General features: G+C 60.5%; 14 protein-coding genes. 7 read left to right on the plus strand and 7 right to left on the minus strand.

The genetic code is table 11. The features are described from left to right. Positions 1–159 precede the first annotated feature (159 nt). The 3 genes from AOA62_RS12335 to AOA62_RS12345 are packed head-to-tail and all read right to left on the minus strand — an operon-like array spanning position 160 to position 3,217. A complete protein-coding gene (locus tag AOA62_RS12335; RefSeq protein WP_017134738.1) occupies positions 160–1,146 on the minus strand; it encodes an alpha-L-glutamate ligase-like protein in 987 nt (328 codons plus the stop codon). Then, a complete protein-coding gene (locus AOA62_RS12340; protein ID WP_017134739.1) occupies positions 1,146–2,678 on the minus strand; it encodes an inactive transglutaminase family protein in 1,533 nt (510 codons plus the stop codon). The genes AOA62_RS12335 and AOA62_RS12340 overlap by 1 nt, the downstream gene beginning before the upstream one ends. 5 nt (positions 2,679–2,683) lie before the next feature. Next, a complete protein-coding gene (locus tag AOA62_RS12345) occupies positions 2,684–3,217 on the minus strand; it encodes an ATP-dependent zinc protease (RefSeq protein WP_017134740.1) in 534 nt (177 codons plus the stop codon). 272 nt (positions 3,218–3,489) lie between these two features. Here AOA62_RS12345 and AOA62_RS12350 point away from each other — a divergent pair, with 272 nt between their 5' ends. The 6 genes from AOA62_RS12350 (at position 3,490) to prpD (ending at position 11,927) form a co-directional block, all read left to right on the plus strand. After that, the gene (locus AOA62_RS12350) at positions 3,490–4,203 is read left to right on the plus strand and encodes a GntR family transcriptional regulator (RefSeq protein WP_017134741.1); all 714 of its coding nucleotides are present in this window, start codon (positions 3,490–3,492) and stop codon (positions 4,201–4,203) included. Further along, positions 4,200–5,093 (plus strand): methylisocitrate lyase, encoded by an 894-nt coding sequence (gene prpB / locus AOA62_RS12355; RefSeq protein ID WP_017134742.1) that lies wholly within the window; start codon positions 4,200–4,202, stop codon positions 5,091–5,093. The genes AOA62_RS12350 and prpB overlap by 4 nt, the downstream gene beginning before the upstream one ends. 42 nt (positions 5,094–5,135) lie before the next feature. Beyond that, positions 5,136–6,263, plus strand: a complete 1,128-nt coding sequence (gene prpC, locus AOA62_RS12360; RefSeq protein WP_099548790.1) for a 2-methylcitrate synthase — start codon at positions 5,136–5,138, stop codon at positions 6,261–6,263. A gap of 183 nt (positions 6,264–6,446) precedes the next feature. After that, positions 6,447–9,041 (plus strand): Fe/S-dependent 2-methylisocitrate dehydratase AcnD, encoded by a 2,595-nt coding sequence (gene acnD / locus AOA62_RS12365; RefSeq protein ID WP_099548791.1) that lies wholly within the window; start codon positions 6,447–6,449, stop codon positions 9,039–9,041. Between the two features lie 10 nt (positions 9,042–9,051). Then, positions 9,052–10,242 carry a 2-methylaconitate cis-trans isomerase PrpF gene (gene prpF, locus AOA62_RS12370; protein ID WP_017134745.1) on the plus strand — a complete coding sequence of 397 codons (1,191 nt, stop codon included), beginning with the start codon at positions 9,052–9,054 and terminating at the stop codon, positions 10,240–10,242. 200 nt (positions 10,243–10,442) lie between these two features. Next, positions 10,443–11,927 (plus strand): 2-methylcitrate dehydratase, encoded by a 1,485-nt coding sequence (gene prpD / locus AOA62_RS12375; protein ID WP_099548792.1) that lies wholly within the window; start codon positions 10,443–10,445, stop codon positions 11,925–11,927. A gap of 161 nt (positions 11,928–12,088) precedes the next feature. Here prpD and AOA62_RS12380 read toward each other — a convergent pair whose 3' ends face one another. Continuing rightward, positions 12,089–13,411 (minus strand): AAA-associated domain-containing protein, encoded by a 1,323-nt coding sequence (locus AOA62_RS12380; RefSeq protein WP_099548793.1) that lies wholly within the window; start codon positions 13,409–13,411, stop codon positions 12,089–12,091. Between the two features lie 14 nt (positions 13,412–13,425). Beyond that, positions 13,426–15,171: an ABC transporter permease subunit gene (locus AOA62_RS12385; protein WP_099548794.1), complete on the minus strand. Its 1,746-nt coding sequence runs from the start codon at positions 15,169–15,171 to the stop codon at positions 13,426–13,428. Positions 15,172–15,378: 207 nt separating this feature from the next. On the opposite strand from AOA62_RS12385, the gene AOA62_RS12390 reads away from it, so the two are divergent. After that, entirely contained in the window at positions 15,379–16,410 is a 1,032-nt protein-coding gene (locus AOA62_RS12390) for a hypothetical protein (protein WP_143521822.1), read from the plus strand. Positions 16,411–16,472: 62 nt separating this feature from the next. Here AOA62_RS12390 and AOA62_RS12395 read toward each other — a convergent pair whose 3' ends face one another. Beyond that, the gene (locus AOA62_RS12395; RefSeq protein ID WP_099548796.1) at positions 16,473–17,204 is read right to left on the minus strand and encodes an alanyl-tRNA editing protein; all 732 of its coding nucleotides are present in this window, start codon (positions 17,202–17,204) and stop codon (positions 16,473–16,475) included. 2 nt (positions 17,205–17,206) lie between these two features. Continuing rightward, on the minus strand, positions 17,207–18,199 hold the full coding sequence (locus tag AOA62_RS12400; protein WP_017134751.1) for a serine O-acetyltransferase: 993 nt from the start codon (positions 18,197–18,199) through the stop codon (positions 17,207–17,209). Positions 18,200–18,207: the final 8 nt, after the last annotated feature.

Genomic DNA, 18,207 nt, shown 5'->3' on the forward strand with positions numbered 1-18,207 from the left:
GGCGTGGGGGTGGCGATTGTAGTCCCCTGAAGGGTTTGGTCCTAGAGGGGATGTCGGTGATAGCTGGATAGAGGTGTTGCTTGTCAGAAAGCTATCGCAGGCAAGCCAGCGCCCACTGGTTGATCGCGTGTGGGAGCTGGCTTGCCTGCGATGAGGCCATCAGCCTTCTACCGCAGGAATATGCCCAAACATTTCCTGCACAAACTTCACCCGTTCTTCCGCAGTTTCGGTCACGCCAGCCGCTTTGAGTTCGTCCAGTCGCGCTTCAACCGCATGGGTACGCAACGTCAAACCGCAGTCGTTAGCGATCTGGATATTCAGCCCCGGTCGCGCATTCAGCTCCAGGATCAACGGACCTTTTTCCTGGTCCAGCACCATGTCCACGCCGATATAGCCCAGCCCGCACAGCTCATAGCAGCCGGCCGCGAGCTTCATGAACCCGTCCCAGTTGGGCAGTTGCACGCCATCCACCGCGTTGGTGGTGTCGGGGTGTTTGGTGATGATGTTGTTCAGCCAGGTGCCGCGCAGTGTCAGGCCGGTGGCGAGGTCCACACCCACGCCAATCGCGCCCTGGTGCAGGTTGGCCTTGCCGCCGGACTGGCGGGTCGGCAGACGCAGCATGGCCATCACCGGGTAGCCCATCAGCACGATAATGCGGATATCCGGCACGCCTTCGTAGCTGATGCTCTTGAAGATCTGGTCGGGCACCACGCGGTATTCGATCAGTGCGCGGTCGCGGTGGCCGCCCAGGGAGTACAAACCGGTGAGGATGCTGGAGATCTGGTGCTCGATTTCTTCATGGCTGATGATCTTGCCGGACACCGTGCGGTAGCGCCCTTCAAACCGGTCGGCTACCACCAGGATGCCATCACCGCCGGCACCCTGGGCCGGTTTGATCACGAAGTCGCTGCGCCCGCCGATGATCTCGTCGAGCTTGTCGATTTCCTTCTCGGTGGAAATGATCCCGTACATCTCGGGCACATGGATGCCCGCCGCAATCGCCCGTTCCTTGGTGATGATCTTGTCATCTACGATCGGGTACAGGCTGCGCTTGTTGTACTTGAGCACGTAGTCGGCGTTACGCCGGTTGATGCCCATGATCCCTCGTGCTTCGAGGGCCTTCCAGGTTTTCCAGAAGCCGAACATTACGAATCAGCCTTGAGGAAGGCCTTGAAACGCACCAGCTCGGTCAGGCGATAGCCGCGATAGCGACCCATGGCCAGCATGAAACCCACCAGGATCAACAGGATGGCCGGGAAGGTGAACACAAAGTAGACCAGCTCCGGCACGCTCATGATGATGTGCGCCAGGGCGGCGGCGAACAGTGTGCCCACGGCCACTTTCAACGCATGGTTGGCGCCACGTTCTTCCCAGGTGATCGACAGGCGCTCGATGGTCATGGTCAGAATCACCATCGGGAACAGTGCTACCGACAACCCGCGTTCCAGGCCCAGCTTGTGGCTGAACAGGCTGATGGCCGCAATCAGCACCACCACAAAGGTCAGCACCACCGAGAGCCTCGGCAGCATCTGCAGCTTCAAGTGTTCCAGGTACGATCTGAGCGACAGGCCCAGCGCGGTGATGATAGTAAACAGCGCAATGCCGAAGCCCAATTGCGTCTCGCGAAACGCCAGGGCGATCAGTACCGGGGTGAAGGTGCCCAGGGTTTGCAGGCCGATCAGGTTGCGCAGGATCAGAATCACCAGCACGCCGATGGGGATCATTACCATGATCATGAAGGTTTGCTGGGTTTGCAGCGGCAGGCCGTACAACGAGTATTCGAGGAAATTGGCGTCGGTGTTTTCGTCCGTCAGCTTGGCCAGGCGAATCGCGTTCATCTCGCTGTTGTTGAGGCTGAAGGTCACTGCGGCCTTCTTGCCGCCATCCACCGTGATCAGGTTTTCATCGCCGGTCCACCACAGCAGCCGGTCGGACGGCAGGCCTTGCTCGCCGGTTTCCGGGTTGAAGTACAGCCAGTCATTGCCGTTGAAGCTGCGCAACCACAGTTCCGGAGTTTGCGGCTGGTCGGCGACTAGCCGGATGGTGTGGACTTTTTCCACCGGCACATGGGCGATGGACAGCAACAGTTCGACGATCTTGGCTTTGTGTGGCGTGGACGGGTCGCCCGCCAGCAATAGCTTTACATTGTCGTCGTTGAGGTTGTTGGTGCGCTTGATTGCCTCGGTGATAAAGGTCTCGACGTCGGCCGAATGCTGGCGGATCGGCGCCAGCAGGGCTTCGGCGGCGATTTTTTCCGGGCCTTCCACAGCGATGCTGTCGCGGAAGGTCGGGCCTTTGACCTTGACCTTTTCACCGCTGTAACGCTTGGTCAGCACCAGGCGGTAATACAGGGTCTGCTTGCCTTTGGCCCGGCGCGCCGACCAGGTGACCTTGCGGTTGCCGTCGGTGCGGTTGACGCTCACGCCGTAGTTATTGGAAATAAAGCTTTCATTGAGACTGACGAAGTCGCGGCTCAGGGGCGGCACGAACATCGAGATCTTCACCGGGTCCTTGGGGTTGGCGACGAACTCGACCTTGGCGTCGATGTTCCACAGGTCGTCGGTGGCGTCTTCGGTGACGGGAATTCCCAGCACGAAAATCTGATAGGCGGTGACCGAAATACCCAACACCACCAGGATGGTGATCAGGATTCTCAGGTGCAGGGTCAGAGAGCGCATTCGGTTTACTCGGCGGTATGAGCGTCGGCGGCGCAGGCGGGTTTGCCCGCTGCGTATTTAAGACTGGGGTCGACCAGCGCATCAAAGCGTTTCAACGCTTCGGAGCCGATCAGCAGCGGGTATTGGAAGGCGCTGCGGTCAGTCAAGTTCACTTCGATGCTGCGTAAAGCGGTGCCCATGCAGATATCCAGGGAGATCACTGGGCGGGCGGTGTAGTTCTTGTCCTCATCGGGGTCGTAGTCACCGGCGCGGCGCTTGATCTTGCTGACGCGGGCCAGGGGGCGTTCGATGGGGTGGGAATGGGCGGTGTCGATGGCGAGATAAAAGCGTACCCAGGATTCGCCGTCGCGCTTGAAACGCTTGATATCGCGGGCGCTCAACGAGGCAGTCTTGGCGCCGGTGTCGAGTTTGGCGGCGACTTCCAGGTCGATGCCGGCCAATTTGGCGTATTCATTCAGGCCATACACGGTCTTCTCGGCGGCAACGCCAAGGCCAGGTATGCACAGTAGGCAAATAAGAAGGAAGGGCTTGAGTCTCATAGATCCTGACGCGGTGCAGTGCGATGTTTAATTCAAGGCGACTGGCATTGCTGCGCAAACTCCCTCGTGCGCCGTTTCATCAAGTGATGTCAGGCAAAAGCGGCGGGCATTCTAACATGATGCTTTTCTGGCGCCAGCGCTGGCAGGCGGCCATGCCCAGCGAAGGTGCGTCAAGGGTTATTAGACGATTGTCGACAATGTTGATTTATTCTTTGACTAATAAGGCTTGATTGGCTAGTTTTTGCGACATTGCTTTTAAAGGTGTCGACAATATGCTGGATCAGCTGGAAACGCCGGTGGTGTCGCAAGACGATTCCCAGACCATGTCAGAGAACGTCTTCCGGCGTATCCAGGCCGCCATCGTCAAGGGTGAAATCGCTCCCGGCAGCAAGATCTCCGAACCGGAACTGGCGCGCACCTATGGCATCAGCCGTGGCCCGTTGCGTGAGGCTATCCACCGCCTCGAAGGCCAGCGCCTGCTGGTGCGTGTGCCTCATGTGGGCGCAAGAGTGGTGTCCTTGAGCCATGCCGAGCTGATCGAACTGTATGAAATCCGCGAGTCCCTGGAAGGCATGGCCTGTCGCCTGGCCGCCGAGCGCATGACCGACGCCGAAATCGAAGAGCTGCGCCAGGTGTTGCACACCCATGAGCGCGACGAAGCGTTCCAGGCGGGCCTGGGCTACTACCAGCAGGAGGGCGACTTCGATTTTCATTACCGGATAATTCAAGGCGCCGGTAACCGCACCCTTACCCAAATGCTCTGCGGCGAGCTGTACCAATTGGTGCGCATGTACCGCATCCAGTTCTCCGCCACCCCGAATCGTCCACGCCAGGCTTTTGCCGAGCATCACCGCATTCTTGACGCGATTGCCGATCGCGACGGTGAACTGGCCGAGTTGTTGATGCGCCGCCATATCGGCGCTTCCAAACGCAATATTGCCCGTCATTTCCCGGACGGCGCTCCTTCATCACGAGGTGAGTCATGAGTTCCAACAATAAAACCACTCCAGGCCAGCGTTTTCGTGACGCCGTTGCCAGCGAACAGCCCTTGCAGGTGGTTGGCGCAATCAATGCCAACCACGCGCTGCTGGCCAAGCGTGCCGGTTTCAAGGCGATTTATCTGTCAGGCGGCGGCGTAGCTGCCGGCTCCCTGGGCGTGCCGGACTTGGGCATCACCGGCCTGGACGACGTACTCACCGACGTACGCCGCATCACCGACGTGTGCGACCTGCCGTTGCTGGTCGACGTCGACACCGGTTTCGGCTCCTCGGCCTTTAACGTGGCGCGCACCGTCAAGTCGATGATCAAGTTCGGCGCCGCCGCCATCCATATCGAAGACCAGGTCGGCGCCAAGCGTTGCGGGCATCGCCCGAACAAAGAAATCGTGTCCCAGCAGGAAATGGTCGACCGCATCAAGGCCGCCGTAGACGCGCGCACCGATGACAGCTTCGTGATCATGGCGCGCACCGACGCGCTGGCGGTTGAAGGTTTGGAGTCGGCCCTGGAGCGTGCCGCCGCCTGCATCGAAGCCGGTGCCGACATGGTGTTCCCGGAAGCCATCACTGAGCTGGAGATGTACAAGCTCTTCGCGTCAAAGGTTAAAGCTCCGATCCTGGCCAACATCACCGAGTTCGGTGCAACCCCTCTCTACACAGTCGATCAACTGAAATCTGCCGATGTTTCCATCGTGCTGTACCCGCTCTCGGCTTTCCGCGCCATGAACAAGGCCGCCGAGAACGTCTACACCGCGATTCGTCGCGACGGTACGCAACAGAACGTCATCGACACCATGCAAACCCGCATGGAGCTTTACGATCGCATCGACTACCACACCTTCGAGCAGAAGCTCGACGCGCTGTTCGCCGCGAAAAAGTAACGAACGCGCCTCCCTGAATAACTACAAAATTGGAGAAGAACCATGGCTGAAGCAAAAGTACTGAGTGGTGCCGGCCTGCGTGGCCAGGTGGCCGGGCAGACTGCACTGTCCACCGTCGGCCAGGCCGGTGCCGGCTTGACCTATCGCGGTTATGACGTGCGTGAACTGGCCGCCGATGCGCAATTTGAAGAGGTCGCCTACCTGCTGCTCTACGGCGAGTTGCCGAGCAAAACCGAATTGGCCGCTTACAGCGCCAAACTCAGCAAACTGCGCGACCTGCCGCAAGCGCTTAAAGAAGTGCTGGAACGCATTCCTGCCGACGCCCACCCGATGGACGTGATGCGCACCGGTTGCTCGTTCCTGGGCAATATCGAACCCGAGAAAGACTTCAGCGCGCAGCACGATGTCACCGACCGCCTGCTCGCCGCTTTCCCGGCAATCATGTGCTACTGGTATCGCTTCAGCCACGACGGCAAGAAGATTGACTGCGTGACCGACGAGCCAAGCATCGGCGGCCACTTCCTGCACCTGCTGCATGGCAAGAAGCCCAGCGCGTTGCATGAAAAAGTCATGAACGTGTCGCTGATCCTCTACGCCGAGCACGAATTCAACGCCTCGACCTTCACCGCCCGCGTGTGCGCTTCAACCCTGTCCGACCTGTATTCCTGCGTGACTGCCGCCATCGGCTCGCTGCGCGGTCCGTTGCATGGCGGCGCCAACGAAGCCGCGATGGAGATGATCGAGCGTTTCGGTTCGGCCGAAGAAGCCGTCGAAGGCACCCTCGGCATGCTGGCGCGCAAAGACAAGATCATGGGCTTTGGCCACGCGATCTACAAAGACAGCGACCCGCGTAATGAAGTGATCAAGGGCTGGGCGAAACAACTCGCGGATGAGGTCGGCGACAAAGTGTTGTTCCCGGTCTCCGAAGCCATCGACAAGACCATGTGGGAACAGAAAAAGCTGTTCCCCAATGCTGACTTCTACCATGCCTCGGCGTACCACTTCATGGGCATCCCGACCAAGCTGTTCACGCCGATCTTCGTGTGCTCACGGCTGACCGGCTGGGCTGCGCATGTGTTCGAGCAGCGCGCCAACAACCGCATCATCCGTCCAAGTGCCGAGTACATCGGCGTTGAGCAGCGCAAGTTCGTGCCAATCGAACGTCGCTGAGTGGGCTGAACCCGGCACATTGGCCAATGTGCTTTTCTGTGGGAGCTGGCTTGCCTGCGATCGCATCATCCTGGTGTGCCTGTCACACCGCAGTGATGCCATCGCAGGCAAGCCAGCTCCCACAGAGAGCCAGGCCAGTGTCGACAGTTCGCCTTGTGAACCTACCGTGACCGAGTCCTGACGATGAACACTGAATTTCGCAAACCGCTGCCCGGCAGCCGCCTGGATTTCTTCGACGCCCGCGCGGCTGTCGAGGCAATCACGCCCGGCGCCTATGCCACCTTGCCGTACACCTCGCGCGTGCTCGCCGAAAACCTGGTACGCCGCTGCGACCCGGCCACCCTCAACGCTTCCCTGAGCCAACTGATCGAACGCAAACGCGACCTCGACTTCCCTTGGTTCCCGGCACGTGTGGTGTGCCATGACATCCTCGGCCAGACCGCGTTGGTGGATCTTGCCGGCCTGCGCGATGCGATCGCCCTGCAAGGCGGTGACCCGGCGCAGGTCAACCCGGTGGTGCCGACCCAACTGATCGTCGACCACTCCCTGGCCGTGGAAGCCGGTGGTTTTGACCCGGACGCATTCGAGAAAAACCGCGCCATCGAAGACCGTCGCAACGAAGACCGTTTTCACTTTATCGAGTGGACCAAAAAGGCCTTCAAGAACGTCGACGTGATCCCGCCGGGCAACGGCATCATGCACCAGATCAACCTGGAGAAAATGTCCCCGGTGATTCAGGTGCGTGACGGTGTGGCCTTCCCCGATACCTGCGTCGGCACCGACAGCCACACCCCGCACGTGGATGCCCTGGGCGTGATCGCCATCGGCGTCGGTGGCCTTGAAGCCGAGAGCGTGATGCTGGGGCGCGCCTCGTGGATGCGCCTGCCGGAAAGTGTCGGCGTGGAGCTGACGGGCAAGCTGCAACCGGGCATCACCGCCACCGACATGGTGCTGGCGCTGACCGAGTTCCTGCGTAAACAGAAAGTCGTGGGTGCGTGGCTGGAGTTCTTCGGCGAGGGTGCTTCGGCACTCACACTGGGCGACCGCGCGACCATCTCCAACATGGCCCCGGAATACGGCGCTACCGCCGCGATGTTCTACATCGACCAGCAAACCATCGCCTACCTGAAACTCACTGGCCGCGAAGACGAACAAGTCACGTTGGTCGAGCAATACGCCCGCCACACCGGCCTGTGGGCCGATGACCTCAAGGGCGCGCAATACGAGCGTGGATTGACCTTCGACCTGTCCAGTGTCGTGCGCAACATGGCCGGCCCGAGCAACCCGCATGCGCGTGTTGCCACCAGCGATCTGGCGTCCCAAGGCATCTCCGGTCAGTGGGATGAAGTGCCGGGGCAAATGCCCGACGGCGCGGTGATCATCGCCGCCATTACCAGTTGCACCAACACCAGCAACCCGCGCAACGTGATTGCCGCAGGCTTGCTGGCACGTAATGCCAACCAGCTGGGGCTGACGCGCAAACCGTGGGTCAAATCCTCGCTGGCGCCGGGCTCGAAAACCGTGGCCATGTACCTGGAAGAAGCCGGCCTTGGCCATGAGCTGGAAAAACTCGGCTTCGGCGTGGTGGCCTTTGCCTGCACCACTTGCAATGGCATGTCCGGCGCACTCGACCCGGTGATCCAGCAAGAAATCATCGACCGCGACCTGTACGCCACTGCCGTGCTGTCGGGTAACCGCAACTTCGACGGGCGTATTCACCCGTATGCCAAGCAAGCGTTCCTGGCTTCGCCGCCGTTGGTGGTGGCCTATGCGATTGCCGGTACCATCCGCTTCGACATCGAAAAGGATGTGCTGGGCCTGGATGCCGACGGCAAGGAAATCCGCCTGAAAGACATCTGGCCAAGCGACGAAGAAATCGACGCTGTGGTCAAGGCGTCGGTCAAACCGGAGCAGTTCCGCGCCGTCTACATCCCGATGTTCGCGATCCACGAAGACACCGGCCCCAAAGTCGCGCCGCTGTACGACTGGCGCCCGCAAAGCACCTACATCCGCCGCCCGCCCTACTGGGAAGGTGCGTTGGCGGGTGCGCGGTCGCTCAAGGGCATGCGCCCGCTGGCGGTACTGCCGGACAACATCACCACCGACCACCTGTCGCCGTCCAACGCGATCATGCTCGACAGCGCCGCCGGCGAATACCTGGCGAAAATGGGCCTGCCGGAAGTCGACTTCAACTCTTACGCGACCCATCGCGGCGACCACTTGACCGCGCAGCGCGCAACCTTCGCCAACCCGAAGCTGTTCAACGAAATGGTCGTGGAAAACGGCAAGGTCAAGCAGGGTTCCCTGGCGCGTATCGAGCCCGAAGGCCAGGTCACGCGAATGTGGGAAGCCATCGAAACCTACATGGAGCGCAAGCAGCCGCTGATCATCATTGCCGGCGCCGACTACGGCCAGGGCTCGTCCCGCGACTGGGCGGCCAAGGGCGTGCGCCTGGCCGGTGTGGAGGCGATTGCCGCCGAAGGGTTTGAGCGCATCCACCGCACCAACCTGGTAGGCATGGGCGTGTTGCCGCTGGAATTTTTGCCGGGCACCGACCGCCACACACTGAAGATTGACGGCAGCGAAACCTATGACGTGGTCGGCCAACGCACCCCGCGTGCGCAACTGACGCTGGTGATCAACCGCAAGAATGGCGAACGTGTCGAAGTGCCGGTGACGTGCCGCCTGGACACCGCCGAAGAAGTGTCGATCTACGAGGCGGGCGGCGTGTTGCAACGGTTTGCCCAGGACTTCCTGGAATCGGCGGCGACGGCTTAAGGGGATAACCATGGCACACGCAGCGCAAATCAAGATCCCCGCCACCTACATGCGTGGCGGCACCAGCAAGGGCGTGTTTTTCAGCCTCAAGGACCTGCCCGAGTCGGCGCAGGTGCCGGGTGCCGCCCGTGACGCCTTGCTGTTGCGGGTCATCGGCAGCCCCGACCCCTACGACAAGCAGATCGACGGCATGGGCGGTGCAACCTCCAGCACCAGCAAAACCGTGATCCTAGCCAAAAGTACCCGGGCCGATCACGACGTGGATTACCTGTTTGGCCAGGTCTCCATCGACAAGCCGTTTGTCGACTGGAGCGGCAACTGCGGCAACCTGTCGGCGGCGGTGGGTTCGTTTGCCATCAGCGCCGGCCTGGTTGACCCGGCCCGCGTGCCGCATAACGGTGTGGCGGTGGTGCGGGTGTGGCAGGCCAATATCGGCAAGACCATCATCGCTCACGTGCCGATCACCGACGGCGCGGTGCAGGAAACCGGCGACTTTGAGCTCGACGGCGTGACCTTCCCGGCTGCCGAAGTGCAGCTGGAGTTCATGGACCCGGCAGCGGAAGAAGAGGGCGGCGGTGGCTCGATGTTTCCCACCGGCAACCTGATCGACGACCTGGAAGTACCGGGTGTCGGCACCTTCAAGGCGACGCTGATCAACGCCGGTATCCCGACGATTTTCATCAACGCCCAAGACCTCGGCTACACCGGCACCGAGCTGCAAGGCGCGATCAACAGCGACCCGAAGGCCCTGGCAATGTTCGAGACCGTGCGGGCCTATGGCGCGTTGCGCATGGGCCTGATCAAACACTTGGACGAAGCCGCCCAGCGCCAGCACACGCCGAAGGTCGCGTTTGTGGCCAAACCTTTGGATTACGTGGCCTCCAGTGGCAAGGCAATCAAGGCCGGTGATGTGGATTTGCTGGTGCGCGCACTGTCCATGGGCAAGTTGCACCACGCGATGATGGGCACGGCGGCGGTGGCGATTGGCACGGCGGCGGCGATTTCCGGCACCCTGGTCAACCTCGCGGCCGGTGGTGTCGAGCGCAACGCGGTGCGGTTCGGGCACCCGTCCGGCACCTTGCGCGTCGGTGCCGAAGCCACCCAGGTGAACGGCGAATGGGTGGTGAAAAAAGCCATCATGAGCCGCAGCGCACGGGTGTTGATGGAAGGCTTCGTGCGCGTGCCCGGCGACGCGTTCTAACCCTTGCGGGAGCTGGCTTGTGTGGGAGCTGGCTTGCCTGCGATGGCATCACCTCTGTGTTTCAGATGAACCGAGGTGATGCCATCGCGGGCAAGCCCGGCTCCCACAGGTGATTCTCTATTTCAAGGCAGACACCCAAGATCTGCTTTCCAATAACCGTAAGCCCGAGGACTAACCCCAACCCACTTTGGAGTACTGCCATGAGCGTCAACGTCGACCAGAATAACCGCCCCGACTACGACCAGGTCCTGCAGGACATTGCCGACTACGTCCTCAATTACCGCATCGATTCCCGCGACGCGTTGGACACTGCACGCAATTGCCTGATGGACACCCTCGGTTGCGGCCTGCTGGCCCTGCGCTTCCCCGAGTGCACCAAGCACCTGGGGCCGCTGGTGGAAGGCACCGTCGTGCCGTTCGGCGCGCGTGTGCCGGGCACTTCATTGCGTCTGGACCCGGTCAAAGCCGCCTGGGACATCGGCTGCATCGTGCGCTGGCTCGACTACAACGACACTTGGCTCGCCGCCGAATGGGGCCACCCTTCGGATAACCTCGGCGGCATCCTCGCCGTGGCCGATCACCTGTCGCAAAAACGCGTGGCCAGCGGCGATGCGCCACTGACCGTGCGTGCGGTGCTGGAAGCGATGATCATGGCCCACGAAATCCAGGGCGTGATTGCCCTGGAAAATTCCTTCAACCGCGTCGGCCTCGACCATGTGTTACTGGTGAAAGTCGCCTCCACGGCGGTCACCGCCAAGCTGATGGGCGCCAAACGTGAACAGCTGCTGTCGGCGTTGTCCCACGCGTTTGTCGATGGACAGGCGCTGCGCACCTATCGCCATGCGCCGAATGCCGGCTCGCGCAAATCCTGGGCGGCCGGGGATGCATCGAGCCGTGGCGTACGCCTGGCGGATATCGCGCTGCGCGGCGAGATGGGCATCCCCGGTGTGCTGAGCGCGCCGCAATGGGGTTTTTATGACGTGCTGTTCAGCCACACCAATAAAGACCTGGCGCTCAAGCCTGAGGACAAGCGCGCGTTCAGCCTGTCCCAGCCTTATGGCACCTATGTGATGGAAAACGTGCTGTTCAAAATCAGCTTCCCGGCCGAGTTTCACGCGCAAACAGCCTGTGAAGCGGCGGTGACCTTGCACCCGTTGGTCAAGGATCGTCTGCATGAAATCGAACGCATTGTGATCACCACCCACGAGTCGGCGATTCGCATCATTTCCAAAGTCGGGAAGCTGGCTAACGCCGCCGACCGCGACCACTGCCTGCAGTACATGACTGCGGTGCCGTTGGCGTTCGGCAATCTGGTGGCCGAGCAGTACGAGGATGAATTCCACGCGGCGCACCCGATCATCGATGAGCTGCGCGAAAAGATGGAGGTCGTTGAGGACTTGCGCTACAGCCGGGAATACCTGGAGGCCGACAAGCGCTCTATCGCCAATGCCGTGCAGGTGTTTTTCAAGGACGGTACCCACACTGAGCAGGTCGCGGTGGAGTACCCGATTGGGCATCGCCGCCGTCGGGTGGATGGCATTCCATTGCTGGAGGACAAGTTCAAAGCCAACCTGGCCACGCGGTTTACCGCGCAGCGCAGTGGCGAGATTTTTGCGTTGTGCAAGGATCAGGCGCGGCTTGAGGCTACGCCGGTGAATCGGTTTGTGGACCTGTTTGTGATCTGACAAACACCAAAAAGCTAACTGGGGAGCTAGCTTGTGTGGGAGCTGGCTTGCCTGCGATAGCATCACCTCGGTACTTCAGAAACACCGAGTCGCCTGCATCGCAGGCAAGCCAGCTCCCACAAAAGCCAGCTCCCACAAAAAGCCCGCTCCCACTTGGTCCATTACATACTGCCTTCCACATCATCCAGGCTGAATGTCTCGGTATGGTCGTCATAGCAGAAAATCTCCGCATAACGCCCCCACGCCACCACGCTTTCCAGGGTTTTCTCCACAAAGGCTTCGGTCATCGAGTCTTCCAGCTCCTGCTCAAAACGCACCCGTGGCGCACGGTGCCCGCTGCGTTCAAGCAATACCTGATGAATCCGCGCGGCCAGAGGCACGTGTTTGATCAAGTGCTCGGCGAACAGGGTTTTGCGCTCTTGCGTGCCGTAGTCGGCGAACAGCTTGCCGGCGTCGGTGAGGGTGATGTCCGCGCCCTTGAGTTCAGCGAAACCCAAATGCTCGAGCATCTCGGCCACCGGGAACAGGTCATCGACTTCCAGCAAGCGCCGTTCGGCCACGGTCGGCAAGCCGGCGTGGCCGTTGTAAGGCTCGGCGGCCAGGGTTTCGATCAGGCCGGCCATCAGGTTGGTGGATACCTCCGGCAGCAGGCTGCCCATTTTCAGCTCGGGTATGCCACGGCTGGCATCGGCGCTGCGTCGGTCGGTCATCAGTGCGTAGATGTCGTCGACCATTTGCCGGAACGTCGGGTCCAGGCGGTTGCGCGGGTGCGCGAACGGCACCTTGATCTCGGCGACCACGCGGCCGGGGTTGGATGACAGCACCAGAATACGGTCGCACATCAGCACCGCTTCTTCGATGTTGTGGGTCACGATCAGGATCGACTTGATCGGCAGCTGTTTGCCGCTCCACAGGTCGAGCAAGTCAGTGCGCAACGTCTCGGCGGTGAGCACGTCAAGGGCTGAGAAGGGCTCGTCCATCAGCAACAGCGTCGGGTTGACCACCAGGCCACGGGCAAACCCCACGCGCTGGCGCATGCCGCCGGAGAGTTCGCGCGGGTAAGCGTTTTCAAACCCGTCGAGGCCGATCAAGTCGATGGCGGCCAAGGCGCGCCGGCGGGTTTCCTTGCGCTCGACTTGCAAGGCTTGCAGGCCGGCTTCGACGTTTTCCAGCACGGTAAGCCAGGGGAACAGGGCAAAGGTCTGGAACACCATGGCCACACCTTCGGCCGGGCCGTTGAGCGGCGCGCCGTTGTAGCGAACTTCGCCGGATGATGGCTGGATCAGCCCGGCGATGATGCGCAGCAAGGTGGATTTACCCGAGCCGGAACGGCCAAGCATGCCGACGATCTCACCCTCGTGCAGGCTCAGGTCGACGCCGCTGAGCACTTGCAGCTCGTCTTTACCTTTGCCGAACACCCGGTTGACGTTTTTCAGCGAGTAGATTTGCGGGGTATCGGCAGTGTTTTCGGTGTAGGTAGTCATCACGGCGAATCCCATCAATTCAGACGAAGTTTGTTTTCAGCGATGGCGTACATCGGCCGCCAGACTGCGCGGTTGAACGCCACCACGAAGATCGACATCACCACCACGCCCAGGGCAATTTTCGGGAAGTCGCCGGCCGCGGTGGTTTGCGCGATGTAGGCGCCCAGCCCATGGGCGACCACATTGTCCTGGCCCCAGGACACGTACTCGGACACGATGCTGGCGTTCCAGGCACCGCCCGAGGCGGTAATGGCGCCGGTGACGTAATAGGGGAAGATCCCCGGCAGCATCACCTTGCGCCACCACAGCCAGCCACGGATGCGGAAGTTGGCGGCGGCTTCCTTGAAGTCATTGGGGAAGGCACTGGCGCCGGCAATCACGTTGAACAGGATGTACCACTGGGTGCCCAGCACGATCAGCGGGCTCAGCCAGATATCCGGGTTGAGGTTGTAGTGCAGGATCACGATCACAAACACCGGGAACAGCAGGTTCGCCGGGAAAGCCGCGAGAAACTGTGCCAGCGGCTGGATTTTTTCCGCCAGTGCAGGGCGCAAGCCGATCATTACGCCTAAAGGCACCCAGATCAGCGAGGCGATCAGAATCAGCCCGGCCACGCGTAGCAAGGTGATCAGGCCCAGTACAAACACGTGGCCGACTTCGGCGAAGGTCACTTCGGTGCCGACGTATTGCACGATGTGGTACAGCGCATACGCGGCCAGCAACGCAATCAACGTGCCCCACACCCAGTCGATCACTTTTGACGCCGCCGGTGTTTCTGCCGGCAACGCCTTGAGCGCACCGCCCGCCAGGCTGAAGCGTTTGTTGCCGATCCGGCTGAAGGTGCGGGTAATAGGGCGCAGACTGCGTTGCACGATGCGCGTGCGCTGGATCAGGTTCAGCAGCCAGGATTGTGGCGCAGCGCCCTGGGACGCGGTGGTTTCCATGCGGAACTTGTCAGCCCAGGCCACCAACGGGCGGAACAGCAACTGGTCGTACAGCAGGATCACCACAATCATCGCCAAAATCACGTAACCGACGGCGTGCAGGTCTTTCTGGGCGATCGCCAAGGCCAGGTACGAACCTACGCCCGGCAGGGTAATGGTCTTGTCGCCGACGGTGATGGCTTCGGAGGCAACCACGAAGAACCAGCCGCCGGACATGCTCATCATCATGTTCCACACCAGCCCCGGCATGGCGAACGGCACATCGAGCTTCCAGAATTTCTGCCAGCCGGAAAGCCGCAGGTTGGTCGACACCTCTACCAAATCGTGGGGCAGCATGCGCAGCGACTGATAGAAGCTGAACGTCATGTTCCAGGCCTGGCTGGTGAAGATCGCAAAGATCGCCGCGAGTTCGGCGCCGAGCACGCGCCCAGGGAACAGCAGCAGGAAGAACGTCACCGTGAATGAGATGTAGCCGAGCACTGGCACCGATTGCAGGATATCGAGCACCGGCACCAGCAGCTTTTCAGCACGTCGGCTTTTGGCGGCCAGGGTGCCGTACAGCAGGGTAAAAACCAGCGCCGCGACCATGGCCGCGAGCATGCGCATCGTGGTGCGCATCGCGTATTCCGGCAGGTTGGCCGGGTCGAGGGAGATGACTTCACTTTGCAACGTGGCGATGGGCGCCCAGGTTTCCCGCGCGGTAAGGGAGAAAAACAGCAGAAAGCCGATCACCAGCGGCAGCGCGACCAGGTCCCAGCGGTTGGGCAGCAAGCGCAGGGTGGATGCCGGCAGGTAATCGCGGAACACTTTGTTCATAGGCATTCAGTCCTGCAGCGTTCAGGTTCAGGGGCGTGGTGGGAGTGAGCTTAGCTGCTGCACGAATGACCCACCGAGGAGGACGGGCGCTGTTTTCGTGAGTCAGGGGCAACGAGACGTTGCTGGCGGGATTGTACGTTTCTGAATGTTACAAGCACATAAATTTGCTGTCAGTTTCCTGTACGAACTGCGGCTTGAGCACCGGTTTTGCCTGCTTTGATCAACATTCAGGAAAAGACTGATTTTACTGTCGACATAATTAGCTACCCACACATCCTGTATCCCGGGAACCGCTTTCAGATAAATGCCAATCAATGGGTCAGATCACTTGCCGCAGCAAGTCTCTGCCAACCCACAACTCAGCACTGTCTGGATTTGAGAAAGCACCCTATGAATAGCGTAAATACCCGGCCACAAACGAACTACCCAACGGGCCACGAGGCGTCGCAACATTCGCAGCCCCTTCGTCAGAAAAACATGGTCGATACCTCAACGGGTGTCGACACACAGGGCGATGCTGCGGCTCCTCGGCCGCCCGTGACGGCAGAGCAACGCGGTCAGTTTTCGAGCCACAACACCCTCGTTAACCAGCCGCAATTGCATAAGGTCGGCCCACAGGCTGAGACCCTGGAGTTGTTGGGTAAAAATAACCAGCTCCTGATCGACTTCAAGGCGTTTATCACCGAGTGCCAGGAGAAAATCGTCAATCTTAAAAACGATATTGTCGAACTGCGTGAGCAACTGAGTGCTCCATGCAAAGACACCGACGAGGCCCCCGTAGAGCTGCCTCAAACACCTCAAGAGTCGGTTAAGCAGGTTGTTCAAGACGCTCGGACAACTGAAGTTGCCCAGGATCAAGAGCTTGAGGAGGCGCTCAAGCTAAATACGCAGTTGCGCGATGATATCGGCGAGCTCATGCAGCAGATGAAAGAGGCCTTTGAAGCGTTGGGCAAGGAGCTTAAAAGTATGACTGAGCACGTCAAGACGATGACCAAACCTGAAACCCAGGCGCCAACGGCGCCAGCGGATAAGTCCATTATGACCACCAGCGATGAGCCGGCAGATCCGACCAACGAGTCACCCACGCAGGCACTGCCCACCGCTGATCAATTCAGGGTGGACAACGCTAATATCGAAGCGGGTATTGCTGAGATGAAGTCCTACTACAGCACACAAATTTCATTGCTTGAGGAACAGGTTCAAGTGTTGAAAAAGCACCTTGATGAGGCGAAGCAGTAAGGCTTGGCTTCACTTCGGCAAGCGTGGGTCTCCAGCGCCCACGCTTGGCCGACTCGCGTACTTTATCCCTCAAACCGCAGGATCACCCGGCGGTTATGCTTGCTCTTCTTCTCGATTTTTTCGCAGAACACCCGGCCGATTTCTTCGGTATTGATCACGTGGGTGCCACCGCACGGCTGGATATCGATCCCGGCGATTTCTATTACCCGCACCGAGCCCTGGATGACCGGTGGCGCCACCGCCTGGGTGCGGGTGATCTGCAGCAGGGTCGAGTATTCCGAGGCGGGCATCGACAGGGTCTTCACGGCATGGGCTTGTTCGATCAAGGCATTAAGGTCGCGGGTGATGCTGTCCTTGTCGAGGGTCATTTCCGGTAAATCGAAATCCAGGCGGCCTTTGTCTGCGCTGATGCTGCAGCCGGTGACGGGCGCATCAATGATCGAGCACAGCAGGTGCAGGCAGGTGTGCATCTTCATGTGCTGGTAGCGCCGTTCCCAATCCAGGCCGGCATCCACCTGCACGCCCGCCGCCAATTGCTCGGGGCAGTGTTCAACCTGGTGCCAGATGATCGAGCGCAACACCGGGTCGCGCACGGTGCCGGTCACGTTGACCCGCGTGCCGTCGGCCAGGGTCAGGTGCCCGGTGTCGCCCGGTTGCCCACCGCCGGTGGGGTAGAACAGCGTGTGTTCCAGGGCAATGCCTTGTTCACTGACGGCAATCACCCGGGCGCTGAAGGCGTTCTGGTAGGGCGCGCTGTCAAACAGCGCCAGGGTTTCCATGGTATGCACGGACATGTTCAACCTCCGACGATCAGTGGGCTGGCTTGCAGCAGGTGACGCACCATTGCGCTTAAGCCAGGCGGGGAGAGCAGGGTGATCTCAAATTCGGGGCCACAGACTTTCAGGTTCAGCGGCAAGCGTGGCAGATGGTCGCCGGTATCCAGGCGACGCAGACGAAACTGCAAATGATGGCGCTCCTTCACCGTGGGCTCCAGCAGCAGCCCCTGCAAAGGGTGAAAGTCGGCATCCAGCACCGTGACCTTGTGGCTGGCGCTGACTTCGCCAACCACGTGCAAACGCTCATCCAGCGCGAAAGCCCCCAGGTAATTGCTGTGATCCGATTCGGCATTCTTTTGTAATTGGATCTGGTTGACCACCTTGACCTTGGTGCCCGCCGGCACATCCTGGGTGATCACACACGAAGGGCTGATAAACACGTTGTCGCCAATCAGCACATAGCCCAGCACACGGGCGCCGGAGCCGACCTCGACGTTATTGCCCAGGCGCGGGTGGCGTTTGCCGTCCGGGTTGTTGGCAATGCCTCGGGCGCCGAGGGTCACGCCGCAGAGGATGTAGCAATCATTACCGATCTCGCAGGTTTCGCCGATCACGGTGCCGAAGCCGTGATCCAGCACAAAGCGCCGGCCAATGCGGGCTGCGGGGTGGATTTCGGCGCCGGAGAGGATTTTGCCCTGGTTGCTGAGCTTGAGAGCCATGCGTGAAAACACACCGTTGGCCGGGTCGGGAAAATTCCACACTAAGTGTGCCAGCCGGTAGAACAGCACTGCCTTGAACGACGCGTAGGATTCCAGGATCAGTTCGCCACGCCCACGGGACGCCGGGTCGCGATAGGCATAGGCAATCAAGTCCTCTGCCACGGCCTGGGCGGCATTCTGGATCAATGGCGCCAAATGCGGCTCCAACTGCTTCATCTGCGCAGGCGTCAGGGTCTGGATGAGGTGAGTGAGCAACTCATCGTGCAGCTGTTGCATGTCGATAAAGCCCCCCATGGAGGCAC

This window comes from Pseudomonas sp. 2995-3 (genome assembly GCF_002742565.1).
GTDB lineage: Bacteria > Pseudomonadota > Gammaproteobacteria > Pseudomonadales > Pseudomonadaceae > Aquipseudomonas > Aquipseudomonas edaphica.

What these genes read in the sequence shown, in the direction of transcription:
- AOA62_RS12335 (WP_017134738.1), bottom strand. Translation starts at nt 1,146, where the DNA reads ATGTTCGGCTTCTGGAAAACCTGGAAGGCCCTCGAAGCACGAGGGATC.
- AOA62_RS12340 (WP_017134739.1), bottom strand. Translation starts at nt 2,678, where the DNA reads ATGCGCTCTCTGACCCTGCACCTGAGAATCCTGATCACCATCCTGGTG.
- AOA62_RS12345 (WP_017134740.1), bottom strand. Translation starts at nt 3,217, where the DNA reads ATGAGACTCAAGCCCTTCCTTCTTATTTGCCTACTGTGCATACCTGGC.
- AOA62_RS12350 (WP_017134741.1), top strand. Translation starts at nt 3,490, where the DNA reads ATGCTGGATCAGCTGGAAACGCCGGTGGTGTCGCAAGACGATTCCCAG.
- prpB (WP_017134742.1), top strand. Translation starts at nt 4,200, where the DNA reads ATGAGTTCCAACAATAAAACCACTCCAGGCCAGCGTTTTCGTGACGCC.
- prpC (WP_099548790.1), top strand. Translation starts at nt 5,136, where the DNA reads ATGGCTGAAGCAAAAGTACTGAGTGGTGCCGGCCTGCGTGGCCAGGTG.
- acnD (WP_099548791.1), top strand. Translation starts at nt 6,447, where the DNA reads ATGAACACTGAATTTCGCAAACCGCTGCCCGGCAGCCGCCTGGATTTC.
- prpF (WP_017134745.1), top strand. Translation starts at nt 9,052, where the DNA reads ATGGCACACGCAGCGCAAATCAAGATCCCCGCCACCTACATGCGTGGC.
- prpD (WP_099548792.1), top strand. Translation starts at nt 10,443, where the DNA reads ATGAGCGTCAACGTCGACCAGAATAACCGCCCCGACTACGACCAGGTC.
- AOA62_RS12380 (WP_099548793.1), bottom strand. Translation starts at nt 13,411, where the DNA reads ATGACTACCTACACCGAAAACACTGCCGATACCCCGCAAATCTACTCG.
- AOA62_RS12385 (WP_099548794.1), bottom strand. Translation starts at nt 15,171, where the DNA reads ATGAACAAAGTGTTCCGCGATTACCTGCCGGCATCCACCCTGCGCTTG.
- AOA62_RS12395 (WP_099548796.1), bottom strand. Translation starts at nt 17,204, where the DNA reads ATGTCCGTGCATACCATGGAAACCCTGGCGCTGTTTGACAGCGCGCCC.
- AOA62_RS12400 (WP_017134751.1), bottom strand. Translation starts at nt 18,199, where the DNA reads ATGGGGGGCTTTATCGACATGCAACAGCTGCACGATGAGTTGCTCACT.